Here is a 25,892-nt window from a genome sequence, read left to right as displayed (position 1 = left end):
CGAAAATTCCGACTCAATGAATTACTGAATTAACTTGTTATAGTCACTCAGTGCAACATTGATATATGAGATATCAATCCTGCGCGAGTGCCCACACAGATTGTCTGACTAATTGTTAAAGAGCAGTGCAACGTTGTTTTCGTTGCTGAGGCTGCGCATTCTACGCTTTCCTCATCCCCCGTCAAGCCCTATTTTCAAAGGTTTTTCCGGGTGTCGATGTTTTGCTCAGCGCGGTGTTTGATGACCCGCTTTGCCCCGTCGACAGGAAGCGCATTATAGGGGGAGAATTTTCTGGCGCAACCCCTTTTTGGATCAAAAAGATCCTTTGCGATCTTTTCCATCAATCCGGCTTAGGAAGCAGCGACCTTAGTCGATAAAACCAGCCCTCGGGCCTTGAGACCGGCCGACAGCTCATTTGAGGGGCCGAATCCTGTATAGAAGTAGCTGCCTGGTTCGGTTCCTGGCGTAACTTCCGACTCACTGATCAAGGTACCGACGCGCCGGGCGATGGCACTGCCTGAATCCACCAGCCTCACCCGGGGGCCCAGGATCCGGCCAATCTCCTCATTAAGCAGAGGGAAGTGAGTGCAACCCAGTACCACCACATCCAGAGAGGGCTCTAGGGTCAACGGAGCCAGCACCGCCTGCAAGGCCACACTGTCACACCCCCTCCCCGCCAGTTTGTCTTCGGCCAGCCGAACCAGATCGCTGCTGCCCAGACGAATCACCCGGCAATGAGGTGCAAAGTCCTGGATCAGACCATCGGTATAGCTGCGACACACAGTGCCGGGCGTCGCGAGAAGTGCAATGGTCCCTGTATAGGACAACGCGGCCGCAGGCTTGATGGCTGGCACCACACCGATGACCGGAATGGACAGGGCACTGCGCAGGGCAGGCAGAGTCAGGGTACTGGCAGTATTGCAGGCCACCACCACCAGGGCAGGCTTCAGCTCTCGCACCAGGGTGGTAATGAGTTCCACACAGCCGTCGATCAACTCCTGTTCGGGTAACTCCCCATAGGGGAACCTGGCATCGTCCGCCAGATAGTGGACAGGCCACTTAGGGAAAGCGTCACGGACATGCTCCAGAATGGAGAGACCACCGACACCCGAATCAAACAGAAGAATGGAGCTCATCGACAGGGAACTGTTGCTATACCGGAATAGGCGTTGATTCTCACACAGAGCCCGCCATTTACCAAGGGGACTGGACTTAAGCTTTGGCTTGGTTAGAATTCCCCCTCTCTAAATCCAGACACCGGAGTACTACATGGATCTGAAAGCCCTTGATCCGGCGAACTACGAAAAGCAGTTAGCCGAAAAATGCGAGCGTATGAGGTCGATGTTCGCCCCATTCAATGCTCCGGAACTGGAAGTGTTTCCATCTGAGCCCCAACACTACCGCATGCGCGCAGAGTTTCGCGTCTGGCATGACGACGACGATCTCTACTACATCATGTTTGACCAGGCGCAGGGAGAGAAGGTGCGCACCGATCAGTTCCTGCCGGCCAGTGAACTGATCAACCAGTTCATGCCCAAACTGATGGAAGCCCTGCGCCCCAATGAGCATCTGCGCCGCAAGATGTTCCAGGTGGACTTTCTCTCCACCCTCAGCGGCGAGTTGCTGATCTCCCTGCTTTACCATCGCCAGCTCGACGAAGCCTGGGTGGAAGGAATCAGGGAACTTCGCGACAGCTGGCGCGCAGAAGGCCATAAGGTGGACTTCATCGGACGGGCGCGCAAACAGAAGTGGTGCCTGGACCGGGAGTTTGTGGATGAAACCCTGCAGGTGCATGATCGCCAGATGCACTATCGCCAGATTGAGAACAGTTTCACCCAACCCAACGGCAAGGTGGCAGAGAAGATGTTGGAGTGGGCGGTTGATTGCACCCGCAACAGCACAGGTGACCTGCTGGAGCTCTACTGCGGCAACGGCAACTTCTCCCTGGCCCTGGCGCAGAACTTTAACCAGGTACTGGCCACCGAGCTGGCCAAGCCCTCGGTCGAAGCGGCCCAGCACAACATCGCCGCCAACAACATCGACAATGTCACCATCATTCGCATGTCCGCCGAGGACTTCACCGATGCCATGAATGGGGTGCGTGAGTTTAACCGACTGCGGGGCATCGACCTTAAGAGCTACAACTGCAACACCATCTTCGTGGATCCACCTCGGGCCGGATTGGATAAGGAGACCGAGAAGATGGTGCAGGGTTACGAGAAGATTCTCTACATCTCCTGCAACCCGGACACCCTGCTGGACAATCTGCAGACCCTGGGACAAACCCACAAGGTCACCCGCCTGGCCCTGTTCGACCAGTTCCCATACACCCACCATATGGAAGCGGGTGTACTGCTGGAGCGTAAGTGACAAATAGAAAAAGACCGCCAACCGGCGGTCTTTTTTATTTTGGCAGGTTTTCCAGTTCCGGTTCCCGGCCACTGCGCTGCAGCGCCTCCGAACCCTTGGCAATCATCTTCAGCTGCACGATGAGACGCTCGGCCAGAGCCTGACGCTCCTTCTTATTCAGATCCAAAGCTTCGGCACCACTGGCAAACACCAAGGTCACCAGGGCTTCCGCCTGGGCATAGGCCAGATCCGGGCGACGACAGGTCTTCGCCTGCAGGTAGTCACTGAGCTCATCAATAAAGTGTCGGATCTCCCGGGTCACCGCCGCACGAAACGCCGCCGAGGTCCCGGAGCGCTCCCGCAGCAGCAAACGGAATACGTTGGGGTTGCTGTCGATGAACTCCATAAAGGTCTCTATGGACGCACGGATGACACTGCCCCCCTCTTCGGCCCTCTGGCGCCCTTTGCGCATCAGTTGCCTCAGGGTCAAGCCACCCTCATCCACCATAGTCAGGCCGAGCTCTTCCATATCTTTGAAGTGGCGGTAGAAAGACGTAGGGGCAATGCCAGCTTCCCTGGCCACCTCTCGCAAACTCAGGTTGGAGATGCTGCGTTCTGCGCTCAGCTGATTAAACGCAGCATCCAGAAGGGCGCGACGTGTGCGCTCCTTTTGCTGTGCTCGAATCCCCATTACTTACTACCCTTAATTAGAAACTTATGCATTCTAACTTGAATAGAGACAAAGCTCACCTGCGAGCTGGATCAACCATGGCTTGCGTTATTGGACAAAGATCACCAAAATAGCGCACAGATGTACGCTCAAAGAGACGCAAGGATGAATTCTAAGCCACCACTGATTCTCATCAATACCCTGATCTTCAGCCTCACCGCCCTGGCGGCCGTGACTCTGGCCCCACTCCACGGGATCCTGGTGGGGTACCAAACAGAAACCCTGGTTCTGGCCTTACTGTTCTGGGCCTGGAATGGCCTGTCCATCACCGCCGGTTACCACAGACTCTGGTCCCATAAGGCCTACTCCGCCCACCCTGCCGTTCAATGGTTTCTCGCCATCGGTGGCGCCATGGCCCTGCAGAACAGCATTCTTCACTGGGCCTCCGATCACCGTCGCCACCACAAGTTCGTGGATGACGACAACAAGGATCCCTACAGCGCCAGCCGAGGCTTCTGGTACAGCCACATTGGCTGGATGCTCAGGAACTACCAGGGCGAGCCGGATTACACCAATGCCCGCGACCTGCAGAAGAACCCCATCGTCATGTTCCAGCATCGCCACTACGCCATGCTGGTCCTGGTCACCAATGTGATCACGCCACTGCTGGCCGGCGCCTTGATTGGCGACATCTGGGGCACCTTCCTGATGGCAGGGGTGGTGCGCCTGGTCGCCATGCACCACGGCACCTTTTTCATCAATTCTCTGGCCCACATCTGGGGCAGCCAGCCCTACAGTGATAAGCAGTCCAGTCGGGACAACGGCGTGCTGGCCCTGTTCACTTTTGGCGAGGGCTACCACAACTTCCACCACACCTTCGAACATGACTGGCGTAACGGCATCCGCTGGTTCCACTTCGATCCTACCAAGTGGCTCATTGCCCTGTTTGCCAAGTTCAAACTGGCCAACGGATTGAGAGAGGTGCCCACAGAGCGGATCGAAACCGCCAAGCTGCAGATGCAGCTGAAGCGAAGCCAGGCGATGGCTCAGGATCGCGGCCTCTCCGACGAATGGCTGCAGCAACTTGAGCAGCAGTATCAGAGTGTTGCCGAGCGGATGGGCGACTACTATCAAGCCAAGCAGGCACTGCTGAAGCAGACCCGGGCGCAACTGGATGCCTCGGCCAAAACGAGGCTGAAGGAGCTCAAGCTGTGTTTGAGGGAGCAGCAGCAGCAGTGGCTGGAGCTGCGCCAACAGTTGGCTAACGCCTAGGGACTGATATGACTCGGCTGAGGGAGTGGCAAGCACAGGGCGACTGGTTTCAGCATCAGGAACATCGACTCTTCTTCCTGGACCAGGGCGAAGGAGAAACGCTGCTGCTGATCCATGGCTTCCCCTCGGCCAGTTGGGATTGGCATAAACTCCTGCCGGAACTGAGTCAGCGCTACCGGGTGGTGTTGATGGATCTGTTGGGCTTCGGCTTCAGCAGCAAGCCCCACCCTCATGACTACCACATCGCCGACCAGGCTCAGATCCTTGAGGCCCTGCTCAGTCAGTTGGGTATCCAGCGCTGCCATCTGCTGGCCCACGACTATGGGGATACCGTCGCTCAGGAGTTGCTTGCCCGGGATCCCCAACGCTATCTCAGCTGTGTCTTCCTCAATGGCGGTCTGTTTGCCGATGCGCACCGGCCGCTGATGATTCAAAAGGTACTGGCCTCTTCGCTGGGGCCCCTGCTGGTTCCGTTCCTGGGGCAGCGGCGCTTCCGTGCCAGCTTAAGGCGGATCTGGGGCGCTCACCCCCTGGAGGATGGCAAGGTCAACACCCTATGGCGGTTGCTCAGCCACAACAATGGCCAGCGCGTGATCCCGGCCCTGCTGCACTACATGACCGAGCGCCGTCAGTTCAGTGAGCGCTGGAGCCGCCCCCTGACTCATCCCCCCTGCCCGCTGATGCTGATCGATGGCACCCAGGATCCCATCTCAGGCCGCAGCCTGGTTCAGGCCTATCGGGAGCGGGTCCCCGAACCCAGGATCGAGGCCCTCGACGATGTCGGCCACTATCCACAGCTGGAAGCCCCACAGCAGGTGTTACAGCATTACCTGGCTTTTCGTAACCAGATTCAGGCCAGAGAGAGTGAGTGACCACTCACCGACTCTACTCATCCCTGCCAGGAAAATTCCGGGTTTTGCCTGTCATGCAGCCCCAAACCCCACTCCCTTGGGGTATTATCTTGCCCCTGACTAAAAGATTCACAAGCAACAGAGCCCCAGATGAGCAATGCGATCAAACTGACGGAGTACAGCCACGGCGCCGGCTGCGGCTGTAAAATCTCCCCTAAGGTACTGGATACCCTGCTGACCAGCCAATTGACCCCCCTGGACGATGCCCGTCTTGTTGTGGGTAACGCCAGCCGGGATGACGCCGCCGTTTATGACCTGGATGGCACCACCGGCATCATCAGCACCACCGACTTCTTTATGCCCATCGTCGACGACCCCTTTACCTTCGGTCGCATTGCCGCCACCAACGCCATCAGCGACATCTACGCCATGGGTGGTACGCCCATGATGGCCATCGCCATCTTCGGCTGGCCCGTAAATCTGCTGCCGGCAGAGGTGGGACAACAGGTGATCGAAGGGGGACGGGCCGCCTGTCGTGATGCGGGTATCCTGCTGGCCGGTGGACACTCCATCGATGCCCCGGAACCCATCTTCGGCCTGGCGGTCACCGGTCAGGTGCCTCTGTCTCAGCTCAAACGCAACGATACCGCCAGTTCGGGCAGCAAGCTCTATCTGACCAAGCCCCTGGGCATCGGCATCCTCACCACCGCCCAGAAACAGAAAAAACTGGCGGATGCGCATGACCAGATTGCCGTAGACGCCATGTGCCAGCTGAACAAAGTGGGGGCACAGCTGGCCCGGATCGAGGGTGTCAGTGCCATGACCGACGTCACCGGTTTTGGCCTGGCTGGGCACCTCACCGAGATCTGTGAAGGCGCCGGCCTGAGCGCCACCCTCGAGATGGACAAGTTGCCCCTGCTGGACCAGGTGGATCATTATCTGGCCCAGGGGTGCATCCCCGGCGGTGCAGGCCGCAACTTCGACAGCTACGGCCATAAGCTGACCGAGCTGGATACCCGCACCCGCACCCTACTGTGTGACCCCCAGACCTCAGGAGGCCTGCTGGTGGCCGTAGAGCCTCACGCCTGCCAACAGGTGGAAGAGATTCTCCACGCCGCCGGACTGGGGGTTCACCCTATCGGCGAGCTCCAGGCTCCCCAAGCCGGCCCCATGGTCAAGGTGGTGTGATGAAGAGCCTCAGTGCCGACCATTATCGGGAGCTGCTGCTGTCCGAACGCCCGCTGATCGATCTGCGCGCTCCTGTAGAGTTCGCCAAGGGCGCCTTTCCCAACAGCGTCAATCTGCCGCTGATGAACGATCAGGAGCGAGCGGCCGTCGGCACCTGCTATAAGCGCGAGGGGCAGATGGCCGCCATCGAACTGGGTCATAAGCTGGTTCAGGGCAAGGTGAAGGTGCAGCGTCAACAGGCCTGGAAAGCCTTCCTCGACAGCCACCCCGATGCCATCCTCTACTGCTTTCGCGGCGGACTGCGTTCCGAGTTGAGCCAGCAGTGGATCGCCGAAGTGGGCCATGAGCGCCCCTTTATCGAGGGCGGCTACAAGGGGATGCGCACCTTCCTGATGGAACAGACCGACAGCATCACCGCCACCACCCCCATGTGGATCATCGGCGGCATGACCGGCTGTGGTAAGACCGACTTCCTGAAGCTGCGCCAGGATATGGTGGATCTGGAGGGGCTGGCCAACCACAGGGGGTCCAGCTTCGGCCGCCAGGTTACCGAACAACCGAGCCAGATCGACTTTGAAAATGCTCTGGCAGTGCAACTGATGCGCCACCAGCAGGCGGAAAACCGTCACCTGGTGCTGGAGGATGAGAGCCGGTTGATCGGCCGGGTGTCATTGCCTCTCGAGATGCATGAGCGCATGCAGAGTGCACCTCTGGTGCTACTGGAGGTCAGTCAGCAGGATCGCATCGAGCGGATTCTTCGCGACTATGTCATCAACATTGCCGCCGACTTCATGGCGCGGGACGGTGAAGAGCAGGGGTTCCTGAACTTTAGAGAGCACCTGCTCAGCGCCATGGATCGCATCAGGAAACGTCTGGGAGATGAGCGTCACCGGGAGCTGCGCGCCACCATGGAGCAGGGGTTTGACGACCAGCAGCATGGCAACATGGATGCCCACCGCCACTGGATCGATGCCCTGCTCAGCCAGTACTACGATCCCATGTATCGCCACCAGCTGGAGAAGCGCCGGGAGAGGGTGGCCTTCAGCGGTGACCACCAGGCGGTTCACCAATGGCTGGACCAGCAAGCAAAATAACAAAACGGCCCCGAGGGGCCGTTTTTTATTGCGGGTTCTGCAGAATCTGGTGCCAGGGCAGAGCCGGCGCTCCCAATACCAGATAGTTGGGGTTCTCCAGGCTCTCCCGCTCATTATAGGAGAGGGGGTTCAGCTCGATATCCAGGATACGTCCGCCCGCCTGTTCGACGATGCATTGCGAGGCGCCGGTATCCCACTCACCGGTAGGCCCCAATCGCAGATACAGATCCGCTTCACCCTCGGCCACCATGCAGCTCTTGAGCGAAGCGCTGCCAAAGGGAACAAAGCGATAGTTGCGACCCGGCTCCAGCAGCTTGGTCACCGCATCCAGTCGCTGGCGGCGGCTGACCGCAATCACCATCTCCTGCTCCGCCTCACTGGCTTGCCGACTGTGGATGGGGGTATCCCGACCATCCTGACGCTTAAAGGCCCCCTTGCCGTCCACCGCAAAGTAGCAGGCCCGGGAGATGGGCGCATACACCACCCCCAGGATCGGCTTGTGGTTCTCCACCAGGGCGATGTTCACCGCGAAATCACCGCTGCCGGCGATAAACTCCTGAGTCCCATCCAGTGGATCGATGAGCCAGTACCTGTGCCAATTCTGGCGGTCTGCCAGGGGAATGTCTGCGTCCTCTTCGGACAGGATGGGGATCTCCGGCGCCAACCTGGTCAGTGCCGAAACGATCAGATCGTGAGCCGCCAGGTCCGCCGTGGTCACCGGGGTGTTGTCGGACTTGGTGATCTCCTGAAACTGGCCCTCTTCGTAGATCTCGCGGATCCGTTCCCCCGCCTGGCGGGCAATCTCTATGGCGGGTTCCAACAGGGTGCTAATGCTTTCCAAAACCTCTACCTACTGCGGTCGTACTTCAATTAAGTTTCAGCGCTTTCCTTGCCAAAAACAAGGCGCTGATGGCTCTGGACTCGTTAAAGTCGGGCCGAGCCAGCAGGCCATCCAGATCCTCAATGGGCCAGGGCACCAACTCCAGGGGCTCCGGCTCATCACCTTCCAGCTTACTGGGCGACAGTCCCTGCGCCAGTAAGATCTGCATCTTGCTAGAAAAATACCCGGGTGCCAGGGCCACCTCCATCAGGTGAGTCAGGCTGTCAGCCCGAAAGCCCGCCTCCTCCTGAAGCTCCCGATTGGCCGCCTCGACGGCACTCTCGCCGGGGTCGATCAGGCCCTTTACGAAACCCAGCTCGTAGGTCTCTGTGCCTACGGCGTACTCCTTCACCAGCAGCACGGTGTGTTCGTCCAACATCGGCACCACCATGACCGCACCGCGGTTGCCGCCCTGCATGCGCTCATACACCCGCTCCTCACCATTACTGAACTGCAGGTGGACCTGTTCCACCCGGAAAAGCAGGCTGCTGGCCACCAATTCAGTGTTAAGGATCTGGGGTTTCTGTTTCGAGCTCATAGGGTCCTGAGTAGTCTGACTGGAGTGGAACTAGAATACACATTCACACACCGATTTGATATCGGTCACAAAACAAAAGGGGCGCCTGAGCGCCCCTTTCCGATTCAGAAACCCGGCACGCGTCCGGAGTATCGAAGTGGGTAGACACCGTTGCCATCTGGCTGACCGAGAAATGCCAGAGACTTGGCCATGGCGTCCGGCTGATCGGCGGTCGCCCTGATGCCGGCGTTCACCTCTACCTGCATATTGTCCTTGAGCAGGGCAGTCCCCGCCACACCGATGCGGTTGTCCTGCTCGGTCATGGTCAGCTGCAGATTGCCCTGACTGCAGCTGAGGGTGCCTGCCAGGTTGCCCAATGGGAAGGCGCCAAACTGGTTGTTTACATCCAGCTGCTGCACCGTAATGCGACCGTTGAGGCTGTCACACCAGGGCTCGCCCTGACTGCCTTGCAACAGATTCAGCTTGACCTCACCGGCCACCTTGGTTCGAAACGGCAGACGACGATTGCCCACCAGCACTGAGATTGGGCTCTCCAGGCGAAGCCCATCCACCTCCAGGCCGGAGAAGCCATAACGCACTGTCCCGCGACCCTGTACATCACCGGAGACTGACACCACGGCTTCCACCTGGCCGCCAATCAATGCCCACCAGGGATCCAGATCCCAGGTGAGGTTTTCCAGCCGGCGGCCTGCCACCGTCATGGTGTCAGCACGGCCAGCCCACAAGGTGCCCTCCAGGCCAGACACCTGCACACCTTTCGGCTTGGGAGAAAATTGCCACACCAGAGACACCGGCACGGTCACCGCCAGAAACACCAGGTAGAGTACCAGTGCACCCAGACCAAACTTCAGATAACGCATCTTAACCCTTAATCAGCTGTAACCGTCTTACTTCCACTCTACCTGCGGTGTCCGCCGCAGCCAGGTCCACGGCCTCGACCCGAACCCCCTGCTCCGACAGGTAGGCCAGCCAGTTGAGCAACCCTTCGAAGCTGCTCTCGGTCAGCCAGACCTGCAGTTTGTCCCCCTGAGGCTGCATCCGATCAATGCTCAGGGCAAACTGCTTGGCACTCTCGGTAGCCAGTTGGCTGAGGCTGCCGGTGGCCATGTTGTTGCCGGAACCACCCTGGCCCAGGCTCAGGTAGCGATTGGCATCCGCCTTCAGGCTGGCCTGACGGCTCAGTTCGCTGTTGAGGCCCTGCTCCGCTTTGGCCACGGCGCCACTCAGAGGCTGCCAGATAAGCCAGTAGAAGCCACCGATCAGGATGAAGGGGGCCGCCAGAGTCAGCATCTGTCGTTCACGGGGGTTAAGTTTGTGCCACCAGGCTTTCAGGGCATCCATCATTTCACCTTCACCGTCAGGGCGCCACTGACCCCCTGTTCCTCGTTGTTCATGGCACCGGTATCCACCTGGAAGCGGCCGCCGGCGGCTTTCTGGAACTGCTCAAACTGGGCAAAATTGGCCGCCCGGACCTGCAGTCGCAGTTCTCCACGATCGGCGTTGTAGCGCAGTGACACCGGCTTGAGTTCAGGGATCGCCGCAAAGGCGGGCTGCAGTTGGCTGAGCATGGAAAGCAGTTCCCCCTGACCTCCGCCGCCGCCCAGGCCGCGGACCTTACCGGCCAGACGCTGAGCAGGGTGAATGGCCGGATTGACTCTCTCACCGGGGAACAGACGCTTATAGATGGCGTCGGACTCGGCCCGAACCTGCTGGCGCTTGGTGTCGATCTGATACCACTGCATCCCTTGGTACACCAGGGTCAATACCAGGGCGATGCCAGCCATGATGGCGACCTTGCCCCAGATCTTCCACACCTTGCCCAACTCGCGCTTGGGGGCATAGACTCCGCTGAGCAGATTGCACCGTGACTGGGCCATCCCCTGAGCCAGAACCTGCATCGGCAGTTCCAGAGACTGAGGCTGCCACTGGACCCCCTCCAGCATCAGGTCCACCGGAGAGAAATGCGCCAGGCTAACCTCACCCTCTTCCGCCTTGTCGGCCAGGATGATGGGCAGCCAGTCTGCATCAACACTGGACCCTTCCAGGCCAAAGCGACACAGCCACTGGGCTTCCAGTTGCACCAAGGCACCGTCGCAGCCCGCGGGCTGCGGCAGCGCCAGTACATCAGGCACCATCCGCGCCGCCTGAAGGTTGGCATCCTTCAACCACTGGCGCCACAGTCCCATCTGCTCATGGCTGACCACGGCCACGGCCAACTGATCGCCATCGCGGCGACCGGTGACAAAGTGCAGCTTATCCACCTCCTGGGCCAGTTCATCCTCCAGCATGAAGGGCAGCCCCTTCAGTGCCTGGCGGGCCATCTTGGCAGGCAGATTCACCTGAGTCAGGGTCAGGGCGCTGGAATCCACCAGCACCTCCACGGGTCGGCCGCCCGCCCGCTCCGTCAGGCTGGAGAGGGCCTCTGCGCCGGGCAATACCCCGGAACTGATGACACTCTTCTGCTCTTCGGACCAGGTGATCCAGCTAATGGGTGTGTCGGCTCTCTCGCCCAGACGCACCACCAATCGTTCGCTCACTGTTGGCCTCCATACTGTCGGGTCAGCGCCACAAAACGGGTGCCTCCCGACCGCTGTAAAACTGTTTCGAGCCGGAACAAGGTGTTGTCCACCTTGGCCGCCGCACGCAGGCGAAAATGCTTGCTGTCTACCACAAAGCTGCTCTTGGCCTTGTCGTCCAGCTTCACGCCCTGAACCAGGGACTCCTGCCAAAAATCATTAATCTCGTCCCAGCCGTCCGCCGGACGGTTGGCGATCAAATCTTCCACCTGCCCCTGGCTCAACTTGCCGTCGAACATCCCCACCAGCAGGGACGCCCGCTCTACCGGGACGGTGTTGACGTTCACCACCTGGGTGGTATCACCCGGGATCACGCAGACATACTCTTTGAGGACCTCATACATCGGCTGACTGATCCCCAACACGGCCCGCATCTCGCTGTGATGCCACAGAGGCTGGTTCGCGGCCCGGTAGGGTACCTCCCGCGCCTCATAGTCCGGATCTTCTGCGCCATAGCTGCCCTCGGCGCGGTCATCTTCATCGATGTAGTCGTGCAGCCTCTCGGTGGCCATCTCCGCCAGATAGAGGTCCATCCCCAGGTCCTCCAGCAACGCCTGGAACTGTTTCTGCACCAGCGGCTTCTGGTTGGGGTTCTCGTTTTTTTCAGCCTGGGTCAGCTCCTGCCCCAGGGCATTAAGGTTGAAGCAGCTGCGCATATCATCGATATGACCAATCAGCTGACCGCCCTCTACCGGGTAGATGACATCTGTGGTGGCCCAATACTGCTGAAGGTGCACCGTACCGTCGGCATCTTCCATATCCTGCTTCAGGGCACGCTTGGCCAGCTCCTCCACCGACAGGGCAAACCAGTAGGCCTGGGTCATCTGGTGGTGGTTGACGGTGCGCCTCACCGCCAGGCGACTGCGCTCATTGAAGCTGGCGGCGATGGTGGTCATCACCGCCAACACCAACAGTACCGTCAGCAGGGCCACCCCTTTCTGTCTGGAGGCCATCAGTTGCCCTCCTGAGGCGTGCCGCCTTCGACACCACCGGTGCCATTGTTACCGCCGCTGCCGCTGTTGCCGCTGTTGCCGCTATTACCGTTATTACCGTTATTGCCGCCGTTGTTGCCACCGTTATTGCCCGAGCCATTACCGTCGTCAGCCTCTGGCTTGGCGCTGCCCACGCCATCGGGCAGCAGGAAACGGCGTTCGACCTCACCGAAATCTTCCAGCTCCAGTTTCACCGACACCGCGCGGGCCAGGGGGCTGCCCTCCAGCTTGGTTTGCCACTTGCCGTCCACATAGAAGGCCAGTTTGAAGTCCAGCACCCTGTCCAGCAACATCAGCTCCTCGGGATCGGTATCCACCACGGGATCCGGGTAGATATGGTGCAGCCGCTGCAGCTCATTCTTCTGTATCCGGTAGCCCACCTGCTGCAGGCTTCCCCGCGGCAGCTGTCCCCTGGGATTGAGCCACCCCAGGCGGAAAAAACTGATGCCGTCGGCGTCCGAGTCCAGCCAGCCATCGCCAAACTGATAGTTGGAGTCACTGGGTTTGCTGCCCGCGCCCCGCACAGGCCGCATCACCAGCTGACTGAAATCCCGCTCCATCATCGACATCGCCCGCTGCACCTGTTTCAGGCGCAGATGGTGAGTCTCGCTGGTCTCACTGATGTTCAATATGTTGGAAAGCACCGCGGCGGTGGCCACCCCCAAGAGGGCGAAGATCGCCATCGCCAGCATCATCTCCAGCAAGGTAAAGCCAGACGCCTTAGTCCGGTTTGGCCACATAGGTGGTTACCTCACTGATTACATTGTCAAAATCGTCATCCAGGCTCACCTTGACCCGGATGGCGCGAAATTCGGCGTCACTGGTTTTCACCACTTCCTGACGCCAGTGCCACTGGCGTCCGGCCAGCTCAACCCGGCCCTTCTTGCTGTTGCCCAGTTCGGGGAACTCCGATTCCAGCCGGGCGTCCACCAGGCGGTTATGGGCCACATAGTCCGCAAAGGTCTTCTCTCGCAGGATAGGCACGGCACTGAGCTGCTCACCGGCGCTATTGACCACGGCCACGGCGGCCAAAGCAAACACCGCCAGGGCCACCATCACCTCCAGCAGGGTAAAGCCGCGCTGCCTCATGACTCCTCCCCGGTGCGGCGGATGTCGCCTATGGCGTTGCCTTCCAGCTCAATCACCAGGGTTGGGCGGGCGCTGACCTCTTGAAACTGCAGGGTAAAAGGGGTGATCTCCCCGGAGGGAAGCAGGATCAGCTGAGGCTCCGGCGTCTTGCGCTTCTCCTCATCACTCTTCTCAAACAGGGAGCGGTCCAGACCAAACTCGCTCTCCTCATCTTCGTCTGACTGCTTCAGGGGCATCCCCTCCACAGACAGAGTCAGAATCACGCCCTCAGGCATGCGGCGCTCCCGGTAGAGTCGGTCCCCCACCAGCAGCTCCCAGTCATTCTTATCCAGGTTGAATCGGGTAAACAGGTAGTGGTCATCCTCCACCACCAGCCCCAGCTCCTGGCCGGAGATCACCGACTCCTCCAGAGCCATGGACACCACGGCGGCAAACTCATTGGCCGCCTTGTCCAGGGTCTCCTGGCGGGGGTCGCCCCCCACCGTCAGGGTGACCGACATCGCCGCCACCCCGATAAGCAACAGCACCAGCATGATCTCCAGCAGGGTAAATCCTGCCTGGCGCCGCGCCCGTTTCATCATTACTGGTATTCCGTCAGGTTCCAGTTACAGATGTCATCATCGGTGCCCAGCTGGAAGTCGGGACCGGAAGAACAGAGATCGTAACGGCCCTTTTCGCCCGGGCTCAGCAGCACATAGTCGTTACCCCAGGGGTCCTGTGGCAGACGCTTGATGTAGCCGCCCTCACGGTAGTTGCGAGGCTCGGGGGAGTAGTTGGGACGGTTCACCAGGGCGACCACCCCCTGCTCAGTGGTGGGGTAGATGTTGTTGTCCAGGCGATACATGTCCATGGCGCCCTCCAGAGTCACGATGTCCGCCACCGCTTTCTGGATATCCGCCTTGTCTTTGGAACCCATCAGGTTGGGGGCGATCAGGGAGGCCATAATGCCGATGATCACCAGTACCACCATCACTTCCAACAGGGTAAAGCCGCGCTGGCGGTTATGTTTTTTACTCATGTCTAACCTCAAAAGGCGTTATCAGATAAAGGTATTCATTGCCATCATGGGCTGCATGATGGCGACAACAATAAAGAGCACCACGCCGGCCATGGTCACCACGATCAGCGGTTGCAACACCGCCATGGCCACGCTGACCAGGGTCTCAAACTCACGATCCTGGTTGTCCGCCGCCCGAGACAGCATGTTGTCCAGTTCTCCGGACTTTTCGCCGGAGGCGATCATGTGCAGCATCATTGGCGGAAACAGGCCGGTATGCTGCAGGGACGCCCTTAAGCTGGCCCCCTCACGTACCTTGGTGGTGGCTTCCGCCACCGCCTCCCGAACCCGCAGGTTCAGCAGCACGTCCGAGGCGATCCCCATCGCCTCCAGCAGGGGAACCCCGGAGGAGGAGAGGGTGCTCAGGGTGCGGGCAAAGCGGGCGGTATTCAGCCCACGGGCCACCTTGCCGATCACCGGCATGTGCAGCACCGAGTTGTGCCACTTCAGCTTAAACTCACGGTTGCGCTGAGCCTGCTTGAACAGCACCAGAGCCACAACCACAGCCCCTACAATGTAGAGACCCCAGGCCTGCAAAAATTCCGATGCGTCGATCAAAAACTGGGTGGTCCAGGGCAGAGATTGTCCCATGGAGCTGAACTGATCCACCACCTGGGGCACCACGGCCACCAGCAGGAAGGAGACCACGCCTATGGCCACCAGCGTCAGGATGATGGGGTAGACCATCGCCTGGATCAGCTTGGAGTTCAGCTCCTGCTGACGCTCCTTGTAGTCCGCCAGTCGCTCCAGCACCACCTCGAGGTGGCCCGATTTCTCCCCTGAGGCCACCATGGCCACATAGAGTTCATCGAAGATGTGGGGAAACTCCTTCATGGACTCTGCCAGGGAGTAACCCTCCACCACTTTGGAGCGTACCGCCATCACCATACCCTTGGTGCGGGGCTTCTCGCTCTGCTCCGCCACCGCCTTGAGGGCTTCCTCGATGGGCAGGCCGCCGGCCACCAGGGTGGCCAGCTGGCGGGTCAGCAACGCCAACTCTGTGGTGGAGATTCTGGGTTTGAACAGAGACAGGGAGAACCCCTGACTGTCACTGCGCTTCTCCTGGGCTGCCGCCTCCTGGAGATCCAGGGGCACCAGCTGCTTCTCCCGAAGCAGGCTGCGGGCCTGGCGGGGGGTGTCCGCTTCGATCACCCCCTTGACCTGACGCCCCTTGCTGTTGAGCGCTTTGTATTCGAAGGCCGCCATGGATTACTCCTCCCGGGTCACCCGGAGCACTTCCTCCAGGGTGGTGCGACCTTCCAGAACCTTGCCACAGCCATCGGCACGAATGGAGGGTACGTTGTGGCGCACATACTTCTCAATGGCCAGCTCGCCCCTGCCACCGTGAATCAGTTCGCGGATCTGATCGTCCACCACCAGCAGCTCATGGATGCCGGTTCGGCCACGATAGCCACTGTGGTTACAGGCGTCACACCCACAGGCTCGGTAGATGGTCACAGGCTGGGACAGGCCCAGCAGCTCCATCTCACGGGCGTCGGTCTGGTGGGGGATCTTGCACTCGTCACACAGGGTTCGTACCAGGCGCTGGGCCAGCACCCCAAGCAGGGAGGAGGAGACCAGGAAGGGTTCCACCCCCATGTCCTGCAAACGGGTGATGGCACCGGCTGCGGTATTGGTGTGCAGAGTGGAGAGCACCAGGTGACCGGTCAGGGAGGCCTGAACCGCAATGGAGCCGGTCTCCAGATCTCGAATCTCACCCACCATCACCACATCGGGATCCTGACGCAGGATGGCACGCAAACCCCGGGCAAAGGTCATGTCCACCTTGGTGTTGACCTGGGTCTGACCTATGCCTTCAATCTCATATTCGATGGGGTCTTCAACGGTCAGGATATTGCGGTCGCGGCTGTTGATCTCGGTCAGGCCAGCGTACAGGGTGGTGGATTTACCTGAACCTGTGGGGCCGGTCACCAGCAAAATGCCGTGGGGCTTGCGGATCAGGGCATCGAACTCTTTTCGGATGGAGGCGCTCATTCCCAGTTGACGCAGGTTGAGCATCGCCTGGTTCTTATCCAGCAGACGCAGCACCACCCGTTCACCACGGGAGCCTGGCATGGTGGACACCCGCACATCCACGGCTCGGCCACCGATGCGCAGGGAGATACGGCCATCCTGGGGGACCCGCTTCTCGGCGATATCCAGACGGGCCATTACCTTGATACGGGATACCAGCAGGGAGCTGATCTTACGCTGCTGCTTGAGCACTTCGCGCAGCACCCCATCCACCCGGAAACGCACTACCAGCTCTCGCTCATAGGTTTCCACGTGGATATCCGAGGCCCCCACCTTGATCGCCTCGGACAACAGGGCGTTGATCAGGCGGATGATGGGGGCATCATCCTCTGCATCCAGAAGATCTTCTGTCTCCGGCAGTTCATCCGCCAAAGAGGTCAGGTCATCGTCCTTGCCGATGTCTTCCATCAGCTGCTGAGCTTCCGAGCTGTCCTGTTGATACACCTCGGTCAGTTTCAGGTCGAAGGTGCTCTGATCCAGGGGTTGCAGGCTCACCTGGCCACCGGCCAGGCGACGGGCTTCCAGCAACGCCTTGGGCGGGCAATTGGGGCCGTAGCTGAGCACCAGCTCGCCGCTGTCGGCATCGCTCAATACCAGACTGAAACGCCGGGCAAAGGCGAAGGGCAGGCGATGTTCGGGGCCTTGATGCTCCTCCTCCATCGCCTCCAGGTCCGCTTCCTGAGCTGCCTGCTCCAGAGCCTCGGTGTGAGTCACTTCGGCCATGGATTACTCCTCCACCGGCGGAACGCCGTTGGTCTTATCCTTCTTGAGACGATCCATCTGATCGTTCATCCAGCTGGAATCATCGCGGATGGGCGTCTCCATATCATTGCCCTTCTGGTAGTTCTCCAGAATCTGCAGGGCTTCCGGGGTCAGGTTGTTGGGCTGAACCCACTCGGGCAGCACGGGCACCGAGGTGTTGGGCATCAGGGCCACACCTTCCTCATCCTGAGCCAGCTGGGCGGCACGGATGTAGTTGTACTTGCGACCGGACAGACCGTTCATGGTCACCCCATCACGGATGATGGTCGGCTTGATGAAGATCATCAGGTTACGCTTGGTCTTCTTTGAGGAGGTGGAGGTGAACAGGGCTCCCAGGTAGGGGATGTCACCCAGCAGAGGGATCTTGGAGACACTCTCCTGAACATCCTCGTTGAGCAGGCCGCCCAGAACAATGGTCTCGCCGGAGTCCGCCAGAACCGTGGTCTTCAGTTCACGCTTGCCGAAGGTGACGTCCACCGAGGTGCGGCCGTTGACGTTGGAGGTCTCCTGAACGATCTCCATCTGTACCGCGTCCCCTTCGTTGATCTGGGGCTTGACGGTCAGCTTGATGCCCACCTCTTTACGATCCACAGTCTGGAAGGGGTTGTCGTTGCCGGAACTGGCGGCGGCACCGGTGATCACCGGCACTTCGTCACCCACAATGAAGCTGGCTTCCTGGTTGTCCAGGGTGGTGATACTTGGGGTGGCCAGTACGTTGGAGTTGGAATCGGACGCCACCGCCTGCAGCAGGGCACCGAAGTCACCCATCTGCACACCCCAGGCCATGCCGTTGATCTTGGCCAGGGCACCGGCCAGGGTGGAGATGTCTCCGGGAGTGTCCGGGTTCTCGGTACAGGTATCACCGGTACAGACCTTGCTGCCCTCAGTCTCCTGGGCATCCCACAGGCCGGCAGCGATCTCGCCGATGGTCACACCGTTGCCGTTGTTGAACTGGGTCAGGGCACCGGACTCGTGGTACATCTGCACGCCGAAGCTGATGTCGTCACCCTCGGCGATCTCAACGATGATCGCCTCAACCAGGACCTGGGCACGGCGGATATCCAGCTGACGGATAACGCTCTCGATCTCCTGCATCTGATCCGGCTTGGCGTTGATCACCAGGGCGTTGGAGTCGGCGTGGGCCATGATGGTGATGCCCTGATTCGGCTTACCCCGGCTGCCACCCTTGGCGGCGTCCTCGGCCTGCTCCAGGCTTTCGGCGAAACCGGACAACACCTCCTGCAGCTCCTCGGCCTGGGCATACTTGAGGTAGAACACCCGGGTGTTACCGGAGTTGCGCATATCCTGATCCAGGGAGTGCACCAGCTGCACCGCGCGCTTACGGGCCTTCTCGTCACCGGAGATCACCACGGAGTTGGTGCGCTCGTCCGCCACCACCTTGGGCACGGAGCCGGCCGCGGTGGACTGCTGGGCACCACTGCGGTACAGGGCGTCGATGATGCGAACCATCTCGGCCGCAGAGGCGTACTGAAGTTTCACCACCTGAACCTTGGTGTCACCCTGCAGGTCGACCCGCTTGACGATCTCCACCAGCTTGTTCACCGTCGCCGCGCGACCGGTGATCATCAGCACGTTGGAGGGGTCGTAGTTCACCACGTTGCCGCCGTCACTGTTGTCGTTCAGCTGGCGCAGCAGAGGAGCCAACTGCTTGGCCTCGACGTTGTACAGGGGAACGATGCGGGTCACCATCTCGTCACCGGCACCGGGCTTGTTCTCATCGGCAACCCGGATGGCGGCATTCTTGGCATCTTTGCCTTTCACCACCTTGATGACATTGCCATCCATCTCCACCACGGCGTAGCCATAGACCTCAAGCACCGACAGGAAGAACTGGTAGTACTGATCGTCATTGAGCAGGTCATAGCTGCGGACGTTGATCTTACCCCGCACCGTAGGGTCGACGATGATGGTCTTCTGCAGGTTCTTACCAACGATGTTGATAAACTCCTGGATGTCGGTGCCCTTGAAGTTGGCGGCATACTGGGCGGCCATCGCTGGCATTCCCATGGCCAGTACAGACGCTCCGGCAATCAGGCCAGCGGCAATCCGGTTGCGAATCCAGGGCATCCGGCGTGTTTGTGTCTTCATTCTCATCCCCATAGCCATGATCAGTTTTGGTTTGGCAGGCTAAACATGATTTCCGTAAGTTGACCTTCCCTCTCCACCATCACCGACATTTCGGTCAGCTCCGGCAACTCAGCGAGTACCTGCATCGCCTCGGACATCTGGGTCAGGTCGTAGCCATTGATGGCCACTGCGAGATCGCCGGCCTTCAGCCCGGCTTGGGTAAACAGAGCCCGGTCTTTGCCTGGGTTCAGTCGATATCCCTTCAGTCCCCCCTCCTGGGTTTTCACTGGACTGATAGAGAGGTAATCGGTCAGTTTGCCCGGATCGCTCAGCAATGCGCTGCGAGCTTCATCCAGCTGACGGGAAACGGCCTGGTTTTCCCGCAGATCCTGCTGTTGTGGTTCAGTTGGAGTCTGCTTTAACCGTTTCGTTTCATCGGTGATGGTTTTGCTGTACTCAATGCCATCCAGCATCACAGTTTCGTAACGGCCGCGATTGACGATGATGGCCCGATCCGCGTAAACCTCATGCAAGCTGGCTGAGGTGCCTTTGATCTTGTCGCCGATGCCGTAGGTTTCCTGGCTGCCAGCGCTTTCGATGATGGCAATCCCCCGCTCCTGCTCCGAACTGGCCACCAGGCCGGTCAGCAAGATTCTCAGGGTGGTCTTGGGGGCGTCGGTGATCAGGTTGGTTTCCACCACAGGCTTCTTGGTGGCCTGAGTTTTCTCCGCCTTGCCGAACAGATTCAACGACTGGACCTGGCTCATGTCCCGCCCCTGGGTCTGGGTACCCTGTTGGGTCTGGGGACGCCAGGCCTGCTGGGGGCCACTCTCCTTGGGCACCATCATCCAGGTCAGCTGCGACGCGAGATAGATGGCGTAAACCGCCAACAGGACAGTCAGGACGCGAGCGATGGCCGCTTGAGGCAGTTTGGCAAGGCCATTGAGTCCCTGCTGCAGATAATCCATAAATTCAGTGCTCTTTACTCTTAGTGCCGGCAGCGTATCGAGTTAGAAATAATAAAAAAATTCGTGAAGTTCATGCTAACCCACCACCAAGGGCGCAACAACCCTTAACCATACTCGGTGGTAGCCTGGCTGTCATGGTCAAATTTGGCTAGTTATGCTACCCTTGGCGGCCCCATCACGCTGTGAGGCTCCCCCAGTTTTTGATCTTCATAGTCCGCGCGACCTCTCGCTTTAGATAGTAGAACATCGAATCATGTCCAAAAAACAATCTCATACCGAATTGACCTCAGTCCGCATCGATAAGTGGTTGTGGGCAGCAAGGTTCTACAAGACCCGGCCTCTTGCTCAGGAGATGGTCAGCGGCGGCAAGGTCCACTATAACGGTCAGAGATGCAAGCCGAGTCGACTGATTGCCATTGGCGGAACCATCACCCTGTGGCAGGGCAATGATGAGCGGGAGGTGGTGATTCAGGGCCTGTCTGAAAAGCGCCTCTCTGCCCCACTGGCGCAAGAGATGTATCAGGAAACGGAAGAGAGCTTGAAAAAGCGCGAAGCCGCCTCCACATCACGGAGACTCGAGGCTGCGGGTCAACCCCTCACCTCCTCACGGCCGGACAAGAAACAACGCCGCCAGATCATGAAGCTGAAGCAGCAGTAAGCAAAGAGACCATCATGAGCCAAGACAAGTTATATCGTTACCTGTTTGACCAAGCCGATGTGCGCGGCGAGATCGTACAACTGGAACAGAGCTACCAGCAGATGCTGGCAGGCAAAGAGTACCCCGATGCGGTAGCCCGCCTGTTGGGCGAGACCCTGGCAGCCACCTCTTTGCTGACCGCCATCCTCAAGTTCGAGGGTGAGATCGCCGTGCAGCTGCAGGGCACCGGCCCCGTCAACCTGGTGGCCATCAATGGCAACCACAACCAACAGCTGCGCGGTATTGCCCGCTGGGAAGGCACGCCCGAAGGCGACCTGAAACAGCTGGTGGGTCAGGGGCACCTGGTGATCACCATCACCCCGGATAAGGGTGAGCGTTATCAGGGTATTGTCGCCCTGGACCAGGATACCCTGGCGGGTTGCCTGGAGCAGTACTTTGCCCAATCCGAACAGTTGAAGACCCGCCTGTGGCTGCACGCCGACAATCAGCACGCCGCTGGCATGCTGCTGCAGATCCTGCCTGAGAGCGCCAAGGAGCAGGAGGTGGAATTTGAGCACCTGGAGTCTCTGACCGGCACCATCAAGGCCGAAGAGCTGTTCTCCCTGGACGCGGAAGAGGTGCTGCATCGCCTCTATCACCAGGAGAAGGTGCGCCTGTTCGATCCTGCCGAGGTCAGCTTCAAATGCGGCTGCTCCCGGGAACGCAGCCTGTCCGCCCTGTCCACTCTGCCCAAAGAGGAGCTGGAGAGCGTACTGGAGGAGCAGGGCCAGATCGCCATCAACTGCGACTACTGCGGCGCCGGTTACCGCTTTGACCGCATCGACATGGAAGCCCTGTGGGCCGGCTCCTCCGCCAGCTCCAGCCAGAGTCACTGATAGCCATCATCAATCAGTAGATAAGGGCGGCCACTGTGCCGCCCTTTGATCTTCATCACAAATATCGATTTTTTGCCCCATCGACGCTACACTCCCCCCGTTGAACACAAACTGTTCACACCCTACAGACCCCCTCTATAAATAGAAATCAGGCGGACGGCAGGAGCCCCGACGCCAAGGAGTCAAAACAGTATGACTACATGCAGGATGCGTGTACTGAGCAACCTCTCCACCGCCGAGCTGGTCGAGCATGCCCTCGACCGTGGCGAAGGCACCCTGGCCGACAACGGCGCCCTCTGCGTCGAAACCGGTCAGCGCACCGGCCGCTCCCCCAACGACCGCTTCATCGTCAAAGAACCCTCCACCGCCAGCGAAATCGACTGGGGAAAGATCAACAAACCCTTCGATGCCGACCAATTTGATGCCCTGTGGTCCCAGGTTGAAGCCTACCTGGCTGAAAAGGAGTGCTTCCAATCCGAATTGGAGGTGGGCGCCGACCCCGAGCACTATCTGCCGGTTCGGGTGACCACAGAAACCGCCTGGCAACAGCTGTTTGCCCGCAACCTGTTTATCGTTCCCAAACGCTACAACCAGGGCAACAAGACGGAATGGCAGATCTATAACGCCCCCGGCTTCCAGTGCGTCCCCGAACGGGATGGCACCAACTCCGACGGGGCGGTGATCATCAACTTCGCCCAGCGCAAGGTGCTGCTGGCGGGCATGCGCTACGCCGGCGAGATGAAAAAGTCGATGTTCTCCGTTCAGAACTTCCTGCTTCCCGCCAAGGGCGTACTGCCGATGCACTGCTCCGCCAACGTGGGAGAGATGGGTGACACCACCCTGTTCTTCGGCCTGTCCGGCACCGGCAAGACCACCCTGTCTGCCGATCCCAAGCGCGCCCTGATTGGTGACGATGAGCATGGCTGGGCTCCCGGCGGCGTATTCAATGTCGAGGGCGGTTGCTACGCCAAATGCATCGATCTGTCCGCCAAGAATGAGCCGGTGATCTGGAACGCCATCCACTTCGGTACCGTGCTGGAGAATGTGGTGCTCAATGGAGAGCGCACCCCGGACTACCACGATGACAGCCTGACCCAGAACAGCCGGGCCGCCTACCCGCTGGAGCACATTGTCCGCCGCATCGAAGCCAACCGGGGGGCCGAACCCCATGCGGTGGTGTTTCTCACCTGCGATGTGTCCGGCGTCCTGCCTCCGGTCTCCTGCCTGAGTAAGGAGGCGGCGGCCTACCACTTCCTCTCTGGCTACACCGCCAAAGTGGGCTCCACTGAGATGGGCAGTGCCGCGGGCATTCAGTCCACCTTCTCCACCTGCTTCGGCGCGCCCTTCTTCCCCCGCCCTGCCGGCGTCTACGCGGAGCTGCTGATGAAGCGCATCGAAAGTTTCGATACCAAGGTGTATCTGGTGAATACCGGCTGGACCGGCGGCCCCTATGGCGTTGGCCAGCGTTTCGATATCCCCACCACCCGGGCCATCATCGATGCCATCGTTTCCGGTGAGTTGGCCGACGCCAAGACTCGGCACCTGCCCCAGCTGAACCTGGAGGTGCCCCTGGCCATCGCGGGCGTCGACAGCAAACTGCTCAACCCCAGAGACACCTGGAAAGACGGTCAGGAGTACGATCGCTACGCCGCCAAACTGGCCGCCGAGTTCAAAGAGAACTTCGGCAAGTACGAGGTCTCCGAAGGAGTACGGCAGGCAGGGCCTCAGGGATAAACCTGAGCCAGCTTCAAAAAAGACAAGGGCCGCCAATATGTTAGCGGCCCTTTTGCATTTCTATTCAAACCAAAAATAATTCACCGGTCGGTGAATTATTTCGACGCACATTCGTCCTGGACAATCTCCTACGGAAAAACGCGGAAACCCGCTCTTCGACCCGGAATAGCCAAGCCCAAAATTTCCTTTGCAAACCCCAACTTAGTGAAATTGCGACTCTTTATGCCTTCCCAGGAACCAAGATAAAAACAAGTTAAGAATGTAATGTAATTGTTACTGGGTGTTGCCTTTTTAAGCGAAAAGCAATTGAGAGTTATTTCCGGTGGTGATAGGTTCAGCAAAGTCAGCGTATGGAAGGCGTTGATAATAAAGCAATCACAATTAGGAAATAACAATGATTCAAGGAAAAGACTTTACCAAGTTGGCGCTGTGCGTTGCCCTGGGCTCCGCCGTCGCCGCTCCGGCCATGGCCTGGGAGCCTGCCGGACAAGGTGGATTCAAGAGCTTCAATCTGATGCTGGAAGATCAGAGTGCAACCGGGCCTCAGACCCGATTTATCGTTCGCTACAAACAAGAGAGCAACGCGCCCTTTCTGTTCTCCTTCATGGACAACGGCAACCAGACCAGCCTGATGAAAGAGAAGGCCCGCTCCATGGCCGCCCAACTGGGCAATGATATGCGCTTCGTTCGCAGCATGGCCCTGGCCAAGCACCATGTGTTTGCCATGAAGGGCGCCATGAGTAAACAGGAAGCCAAGCAGGTGATGGAAACCATGCTGGCCGCAGACAGCAACATCGACTCCATCGAACTGGACCAGATGCTGCGCCCCATGGCCACCCCCAACGATCCCCGCTACGGCGATCAGTGGCACTACTTCGAGTCTGCCGCCGGCATGAACCTGCCCACCGCCTGGGACAGCGTGACCGGTGCAGGTACCGTGGTCGCGGTCCTGGATACCGGTTATCGCCCCCATGCCGATCTGAATGGCAATATCCTGCCTGGCTACGACATGATCAACGACACCTTCGTTTCCGTAGACGGTGATGGCCGCGACAGCGATGCCACAGATCCCGGTGACCATGTCCAGGCCGGTGAGTGCGGCAACGGCTACCCCGAGCAGGATCAGGGCAGCTCCTGGCACGGCACCCACGTCGCCGGTACCGTGGCTGCGGTGGCCAACAACAACACTGGCGTGGCCGGTGTGGCCTACGGCGCCAAGATCGTTCCCGTGCGTGTTCTGGGTAAGTGCGGTGGTTACACCTCTGACATCGCCGACGGCATCATCTGGGCCTCCGGCGGCAGCGTGCCCGGTGCACCTGCCAATGCCAACCCGGCCGACGTGATCAACATGAGCCTGGGTGGTGGCGGCAGCTGCTCCTCCACCACACAGAACGCCATCAACACCGCTCGCTCCAACGGTGCGACCGTGGTGGTGGCCGCCGGTAACTCCAATCAGAATGCCGCCAACTTCAACCCGGGCAACTGTGACGGCGTGGTGAACGTGGCCGCCCTGGGTCGCGACGCAACCCGTGCCTACTACTCCAACTACGGCAGCGCCATCGACGTGTCAGCCCCCGGTGGTGCCATGAGTTTTGCCGGCGACGCCAACGGCATCCTCTCCACCCACAACAGCGGCAGCCTGGCTCCCGCCTCCGACAACTACGACTACCTGCAGGGCACCTCCATGGCTGCCCCTCACGTGGCCGGCCTGGTTGCCCTGATGTATGAAGCGGATCCCTCCATGGACCCCGACAAGGCAGAGGGCATCCTCAAGTCCACCGCCCGTGCCGACAGCTGCTCCAACTGTGGTGTTGGCCTGGTCGATGCTGCAGCCGCGGTGGCCGCCGCTGCTGGCGGAGACACCGGGGGTGGTGACGGCAACGGTGAAGGCAGCAGCTGGACCTTCGACAACCTGTCCGCCTCCCGTCGTGACTGGCTGATGTACGAAGTGGAGGTGCCTGCCGGTGCCACCAACTTCACCGTCACCATCAGCGGCGGCAGCGGTGACGCAGACCTCTACACCCGCTTCGGCGCCCAACCGACGACCCGCTCCTACAACTGCCGCCCCTATGAGTCCGGCAACAACGAGAGCTGCGTTGAGCCCAACCCCAGCGCCGGCACCTGGTATGTGGGCATTCGCGCCTACCGCGCCTTCTCCGGCGTTACCCTGAACATCAGCTACGAGTAATATCGACGCTGGAAACGAAAGAGGACTCC

General features: G+C 59.7%; 25 protein-coding genes. 9 read left to right on the top strand and 16 right to left on the bottom strand.

The window, feature by feature from the left end:
- Positions 1 to 350: 350 nt before the first annotated feature.
- Positions 351 to 1,136 carry a glutamate racemase gene (murI, locus tag ACN0RV_RS13330; RefSeq protein ID WP_417348197.1) on the bottom strand — a complete coding sequence of 262 codons (786 nt, stop codon included), beginning with the start codon at positions 1,134 to 1,136 and terminating at the stop codon, positions 351 to 353.
- Between the two features lie 133 nt (positions 1,137 to 1,269).
- On the opposite strand from murI, the gene trmA reads away from it, so the two are divergent.
- Positions 1,270 to 2,370: a tRNA (uridine(54)-C5)-methyltransferase TrmA gene (gene trmA / locus ACN0RV_RS13325; RefSeq protein WP_417348195.1), complete on the top strand. Its 1,101-nt coding sequence runs from the start codon at positions 1,270 to 1,272 to the stop codon at positions 2,368 to 2,370.
- A 34-nt stretch (positions 2,371 to 2,404) separates the two neighbouring features.
- Here the strand turns inward: trmA and fabR are convergent, their stop codons facing one another.
- Positions 2,405 to 3,040 carry an HTH-type transcriptional repressor FabR gene (gene fabR / locus ACN0RV_RS13320; RefSeq protein WP_417348194.1) on the bottom strand — a complete coding sequence of 212 codons (636 nt, stop codon included), beginning with the start codon at positions 3,038 to 3,040 and terminating at the stop codon, positions 2,405 to 2,407.
- 144 nt (positions 3,041 to 3,184) lie between these two features.
- Between fabR and ACN0RV_RS13315 the strand changes: the two genes are divergently transcribed.
- From ACN0RV_RS13315 to mnmH, 4 genes are all read left to right on the top strand, one after another.
- Positions 3,185 to 4,291, top strand: a complete 1,107-nt coding sequence (locus ACN0RV_RS13315) for a fatty acid desaturase (RefSeq protein ID WP_417348193.1) — start codon at positions 3,185 to 3,187, stop codon at positions 4,289 to 4,291.
- Between the two features lie 8 nt (positions 4,292 to 4,299).
- Entirely contained in the window at positions 4,300 to 5,163 is an 864-nt protein-coding gene (locus tag ACN0RV_RS13310; protein WP_417348191.1) for an alpha/beta fold hydrolase, read from the top strand.
- Positions 5,164 to 5,292: 129 nt separating this feature from the next.
- Positions 5,293 to 6,330 (top strand): selenide, water dikinase SelD, encoded by a 1,038-nt coding sequence (gene selD, locus ACN0RV_RS13305; protein ID WP_417348189.1) that lies wholly within the window; start codon positions 5,293 to 5,295, stop codon positions 6,328 to 6,330.
- Positions 6,330 to 7,424, top strand: a complete 1,095-nt coding sequence (gene mnmH / locus ACN0RV_RS13300; RefSeq protein ID WP_417348187.1) for a tRNA 2-selenouridine(34) synthase MnmH — start codon at positions 6,330 to 6,332, stop codon at positions 7,422 to 7,424. Before selD ends, mnmH begins: the two co-directional genes overlap by 1 nt.
- Positions 7,425 to 7,449: 25 nt before the next feature.
- Here mnmH and cysQ read toward each other — a convergent pair whose 3' ends face one another.
- From cysQ to gspC, 14 genes are all read right to left on the bottom strand, one after another.
- Complete coding sequence (gene cysQ, locus ACN0RV_RS13295; RefSeq protein WP_417348185.1) at positions 7,450 to 8,265, bottom strand: 3'(2'),5'-bisphosphate nucleotidase CysQ; 816 nt, start codon at positions 8,263 to 8,265, stop codon at positions 7,450 to 7,452.
- A 25-nt stretch (positions 8,266 to 8,290) separates the two neighbouring features.
- Positions 8,291 to 8,842, bottom strand: a complete 552-nt coding sequence (nudE, locus tag ACN0RV_RS13290; protein WP_417348183.1) for an ADP compounds hydrolase NudE — start codon at positions 8,840 to 8,842, stop codon at positions 8,291 to 8,293.
- Between the two features lie 104 nt (positions 8,843 to 8,946).
- Positions 8,947 to 9,702: a type II secretion system protein N gene (locus tag ACN0RV_RS13285; RefSeq protein ID WP_417348181.1), complete on the bottom strand. Its 756-nt coding sequence runs from the start codon at positions 9,700 to 9,702 to the stop codon at positions 8,947 to 8,949.
- A gap of 1 nt (position 9,703) precedes the next feature.
- Positions 9,704 to 10,183 carry a type II secretion system protein GspM gene (gene gspM / locus ACN0RV_RS13280; RefSeq protein WP_417348180.1) on the bottom strand — a complete coding sequence of 160 codons (480 nt, stop codon included), beginning with the start codon at positions 10,181 to 10,183 and terminating at the stop codon, positions 9,704 to 9,706.
- Positions 10,183 to 11,379, bottom strand: a complete 1,197-nt coding sequence (gene gspL / locus ACN0RV_RS13275; protein WP_417348178.1) for a type II secretion system protein GspL — start codon at positions 11,377 to 11,379, stop codon at positions 10,183 to 10,185. Before gspL ends, gspM begins: the two co-directional genes overlap by 1 nt.
- Positions 11,376 to 12,371 carry a type II secretion system minor pseudopilin GspK gene (gene gspK / locus ACN0RV_RS13270; protein ID WP_417348176.1) on the bottom strand — a complete coding sequence of 332 codons (996 nt, stop codon included), beginning with the start codon at positions 12,369 to 12,371 and terminating at the stop codon, positions 11,376 to 11,378. Before gspK ends, gspL begins: the two co-directional genes overlap by 4 nt.
- Complete coding sequence (gene gspJ, locus ACN0RV_RS13265) at positions 12,371 to 13,150, bottom strand: type II secretion system minor pseudopilin GspJ (protein ID WP_417348174.1); 780 nt, start codon at positions 13,148 to 13,150, stop codon at positions 12,371 to 12,373. Before gspJ ends, gspK begins: the two co-directional genes overlap by 1 nt.
- Positions 13,131 to 13,499: a type II secretion system minor pseudopilin GspI gene (gene gspI / locus ACN0RV_RS13260; RefSeq protein WP_417348172.1), complete on the bottom strand. Its 369-nt coding sequence runs from the start codon at positions 13,497 to 13,499 to the stop codon at positions 13,131 to 13,133. The genes gspJ and gspI overlap by 20 nt, the downstream gene beginning before the upstream one ends.
- Positions 13,496 to 14,080, bottom strand: a complete 585-nt coding sequence (gene gspH, locus ACN0RV_RS13255) for a type II secretion system minor pseudopilin GspH (protein ID WP_417348171.1) — start codon at positions 14,078 to 14,080, stop codon at positions 13,496 to 13,498. Before gspH ends, gspI begins: the two co-directional genes overlap by 4 nt.
- Positions 14,080 to 14,517, bottom strand: a complete 438-nt coding sequence (gene gspG / locus ACN0RV_RS13250; protein ID WP_417348169.1) for a type II secretion system major pseudopilin GspG — start codon at positions 14,515 to 14,517, stop codon at positions 14,080 to 14,082. The genes gspH and gspG overlap by 1 nt, the downstream gene beginning before the upstream one ends.
- Before the next feature lie 21 nt (positions 14,518 to 14,538).
- Positions 14,539 to 15,762 carry a type II secretion system inner membrane protein GspF gene (gene gspF, locus ACN0RV_RS13245; RefSeq protein ID WP_417348168.1) on the bottom strand — a complete coding sequence of 408 codons (1,224 nt, stop codon included), beginning with the start codon at positions 15,760 to 15,762 and terminating at the stop codon, positions 14,539 to 14,541.
- A gap of 3 nt (positions 15,763 to 15,765) precedes the next feature.
- On the bottom strand, positions 15,766 to 17,313 hold the full coding sequence (gene gspE, locus ACN0RV_RS13240) for a type II secretion system ATPase GspE (protein WP_417348167.1): 1,548 nt from the start codon (positions 17,311 to 17,313) through the stop codon (positions 15,766 to 15,768).
- A gap of 3 nt (positions 17,314 to 17,316) precedes the next feature.
- A complete protein-coding gene (gene gspD / locus ACN0RV_RS13235; RefSeq protein ID WP_417348166.1) occupies positions 17,317 to 19,461 on the bottom strand; it encodes a type II secretion system secretin GspD in 2,145 nt (714 codons plus the stop codon).
- 20 nt (positions 19,462 to 19,481) lie between these two features.
- Positions 19,482 to 20,408 carry a type II secretion system protein GspC gene (gene gspC, locus ACN0RV_RS13230; RefSeq protein ID WP_417348164.1) on the bottom strand — a complete coding sequence of 309 codons (927 nt, stop codon included), beginning with the start codon at positions 20,406 to 20,408 and terminating at the stop codon, positions 19,482 to 19,484.
- Positions 20,409 to 20,661: 253 nt separating this feature from the next.
- Here gspC and hslR point away from each other — a divergent pair, with 253 nt between their 5' ends.
- From hslR to ACN0RV_RS13210, 4 genes are all read left to right on the top strand, one after another.
- On the top strand, positions 20,662 to 21,066 hold the full coding sequence (gene hslR, locus ACN0RV_RS13225) for a ribosome-associated heat shock protein Hsp15 (RefSeq protein ID WP_417348162.1): 405 nt from the start codon (positions 20,662 to 20,664) through the stop codon (positions 21,064 to 21,066).
- Positions 21,067 to 21,080: 14 nt separating this feature from the next.
- Positions 21,081 to 21,941 carry an Hsp33 family molecular chaperone HslO gene (gene hslO / locus ACN0RV_RS13220; RefSeq protein WP_417348160.1) on the top strand — a complete coding sequence of 287 codons (861 nt, stop codon included), beginning with the start codon at positions 21,081 to 21,083 and terminating at the stop codon, positions 21,939 to 21,941.
- A 192-nt stretch (positions 21,942 to 22,133) separates the two neighbouring features.
- Positions 22,134 to 23,675 (top strand): phosphoenolpyruvate carboxykinase, encoded by a 1,542-nt coding sequence (locus ACN0RV_RS13215; RefSeq protein ID WP_417348159.1) that lies wholly within the window; start codon positions 22,134 to 22,136, stop codon positions 23,673 to 23,675.
- A 394-nt stretch (positions 23,676 to 24,069) separates the two neighbouring features.
- Positions 24,070 to 25,863: a S8 family peptidase gene (locus ACN0RV_RS13210; protein WP_417348157.1), complete on the top strand. Its 1,794-nt coding sequence runs from the start codon at positions 24,070 to 24,072 to the stop codon at positions 25,861 to 25,863.
- The last annotated feature ends 29 nt before the right edge of the window (positions 25,864 to 25,892 follow it).

Origin of the sequence: Ferrimonas sp. (assembly GCF_048263965.1) — a bacterium.
Classification (GTDB): domain Bacteria; phylum Pseudomonadota; class Gammaproteobacteria; order Enterobacterales; family Shewanellaceae; genus Ferrimonas.
Note: the sequence above shows the minus strand (reverse complement) of the source record. Positions and strands in the feature narration are given on the sequence as shown.

What these genes read in the sequence shown, in the direction of transcription:
- murI (WP_417348197.1), bottom strand. Translation starts at nt 1,136, where the DNA reads ATGAGCTCCATTCTTCTGTTTGATTCGGGTGTCGGTGGTCTCTCCATT.
- trmA (WP_417348195.1), top strand. Translation starts at nt 1,270, where the DNA reads ATGGATCTGAAAGCCCTTGATCCGGCGAACTACGAAAAGCAGTTAGCC.
- fabR (WP_417348194.1), bottom strand. Translation starts at nt 3,040, where the DNA reads ATGGGGATTCGAGCACAGCAAAAGGAGCGCACACGTCGCGCCCTTCTG.
- ACN0RV_RS13315 (WP_417348193.1), top strand. Translation starts at nt 3,185, where the DNA reads ATGAATTCTAAGCCACCACTGATTCTCATCAATACCCTGATCTTCAGC.
- ACN0RV_RS13310 (WP_417348191.1), top strand. Translation starts at nt 4,300, where the DNA reads ATGACTCGGCTGAGGGAGTGGCAAGCACAGGGCGACTGGTTTCAGCAT.
- selD (WP_417348189.1), top strand. Translation starts at nt 5,293, where the DNA reads ATGAGCAATGCGATCAAACTGACGGAGTACAGCCACGGCGCCGGCTGC.
- mnmH (WP_417348187.1), top strand. Translation starts at nt 6,330, where the DNA reads ATGAAGAGCCTCAGTGCCGACCATTATCGGGAGCTGCTGCTGTCCGAA.
- nudE (WP_417348183.1), bottom strand. Translation starts at nt 8,842, where the DNA reads ATGAGCTCGAAACAGAAACCCCAGATCCTTAACACTGAATTGGTGGCC.
- ACN0RV_RS13285 (WP_417348181.1), bottom strand. Translation starts at nt 9,702, where the DNA reads ATGCGTTATCTGAAGTTTGGTCTGGGTGCACTGGTACTCTACCTGGTG.
- gspM (WP_417348180.1), bottom strand. Translation starts at nt 10,183, where the DNA reads ATGGATGCCCTGAAAGCCTGGTGGCACAAACTTAACCCCCGTGAACGA.
- gspK (WP_417348176.1), bottom strand. Translation starts at nt 12,371, where the DNA reads ATGGCCTCCAGACAGAAAGGGGTGGCCCTGCTGACGGTACTGTTGGTG.
- gspJ (WP_417348174.1), bottom strand. Translation starts at nt 13,150, where the DNA reads ATGTGGCCAAACCGGACTAAGGCGTCTGGCTTTACCTTGCTGGAGATG.
- gspI (WP_417348172.1), bottom strand. Translation starts at nt 13,499, where the DNA reads ATGAGGCAGCGCGGCTTTACCCTGCTGGAGGTGATGGTGGCCCTGGCG.
- gspH (WP_417348171.1), bottom strand. Translation starts at nt 14,080, where the DNA reads ATGATGAAACGGGCGCGGCGCCAGGCAGGATTTACCCTGCTGGAGATC.
- gspG (WP_417348169.1), bottom strand. Translation starts at nt 14,517, where the DNA reads ATGAGTAAAAAACATAACCGCCAGCGCGGCTTTACCCTGTTGGAAGTG.
- gspF (WP_417348168.1), bottom strand. Translation starts at nt 15,762, where the DNA reads ATGGCGGCCTTCGAATACAAAGCGCTCAACAGCAAGGGGCGTCAGGTC.
- gspE (WP_417348167.1), bottom strand. Translation starts at nt 17,313, where the DNA reads ATGGCCGAAGTGACTCACACCGAGGCTCTGGAGCAGGCAGCTCAGGAA.
- gspD (WP_417348166.1), bottom strand. Translation starts at nt 19,461, where the DNA reads ATGAAGACACAAACACGCCGGATGCCCTGGATTCGCAACCGGATTGCC.
- gspC (WP_417348164.1), bottom strand. Translation starts at nt 20,408, where the DNA reads ATGGATTATCTGCAGCAGGGACTCAATGGCCTTGCCAAACTGCCTCAA.
- hslR (WP_417348162.1), top strand. Translation starts at nt 20,662, where the DNA reads ATGTCCAAAAAACAATCTCATACCGAATTGACCTCAGTCCGCATCGAT.
- hslO (WP_417348160.1), top strand. Translation starts at nt 21,081, where the DNA reads ATGAGCCAAGACAAGTTATATCGTTACCTGTTTGACCAAGCCGATGTG.
- ACN0RV_RS13215 (WP_417348159.1), top strand. Translation starts at nt 22,134, where the DNA reads ATGACTACATGCAGGATGCGTGTACTGAGCAACCTCTCCACCGCCGAG.
- ACN0RV_RS13210 (WP_417348157.1), top strand. Translation starts at nt 24,070, where the DNA reads ATGATTCAAGGAAAAGACTTTACCAAGTTGGCGCTGTGCGTTGCCCTG.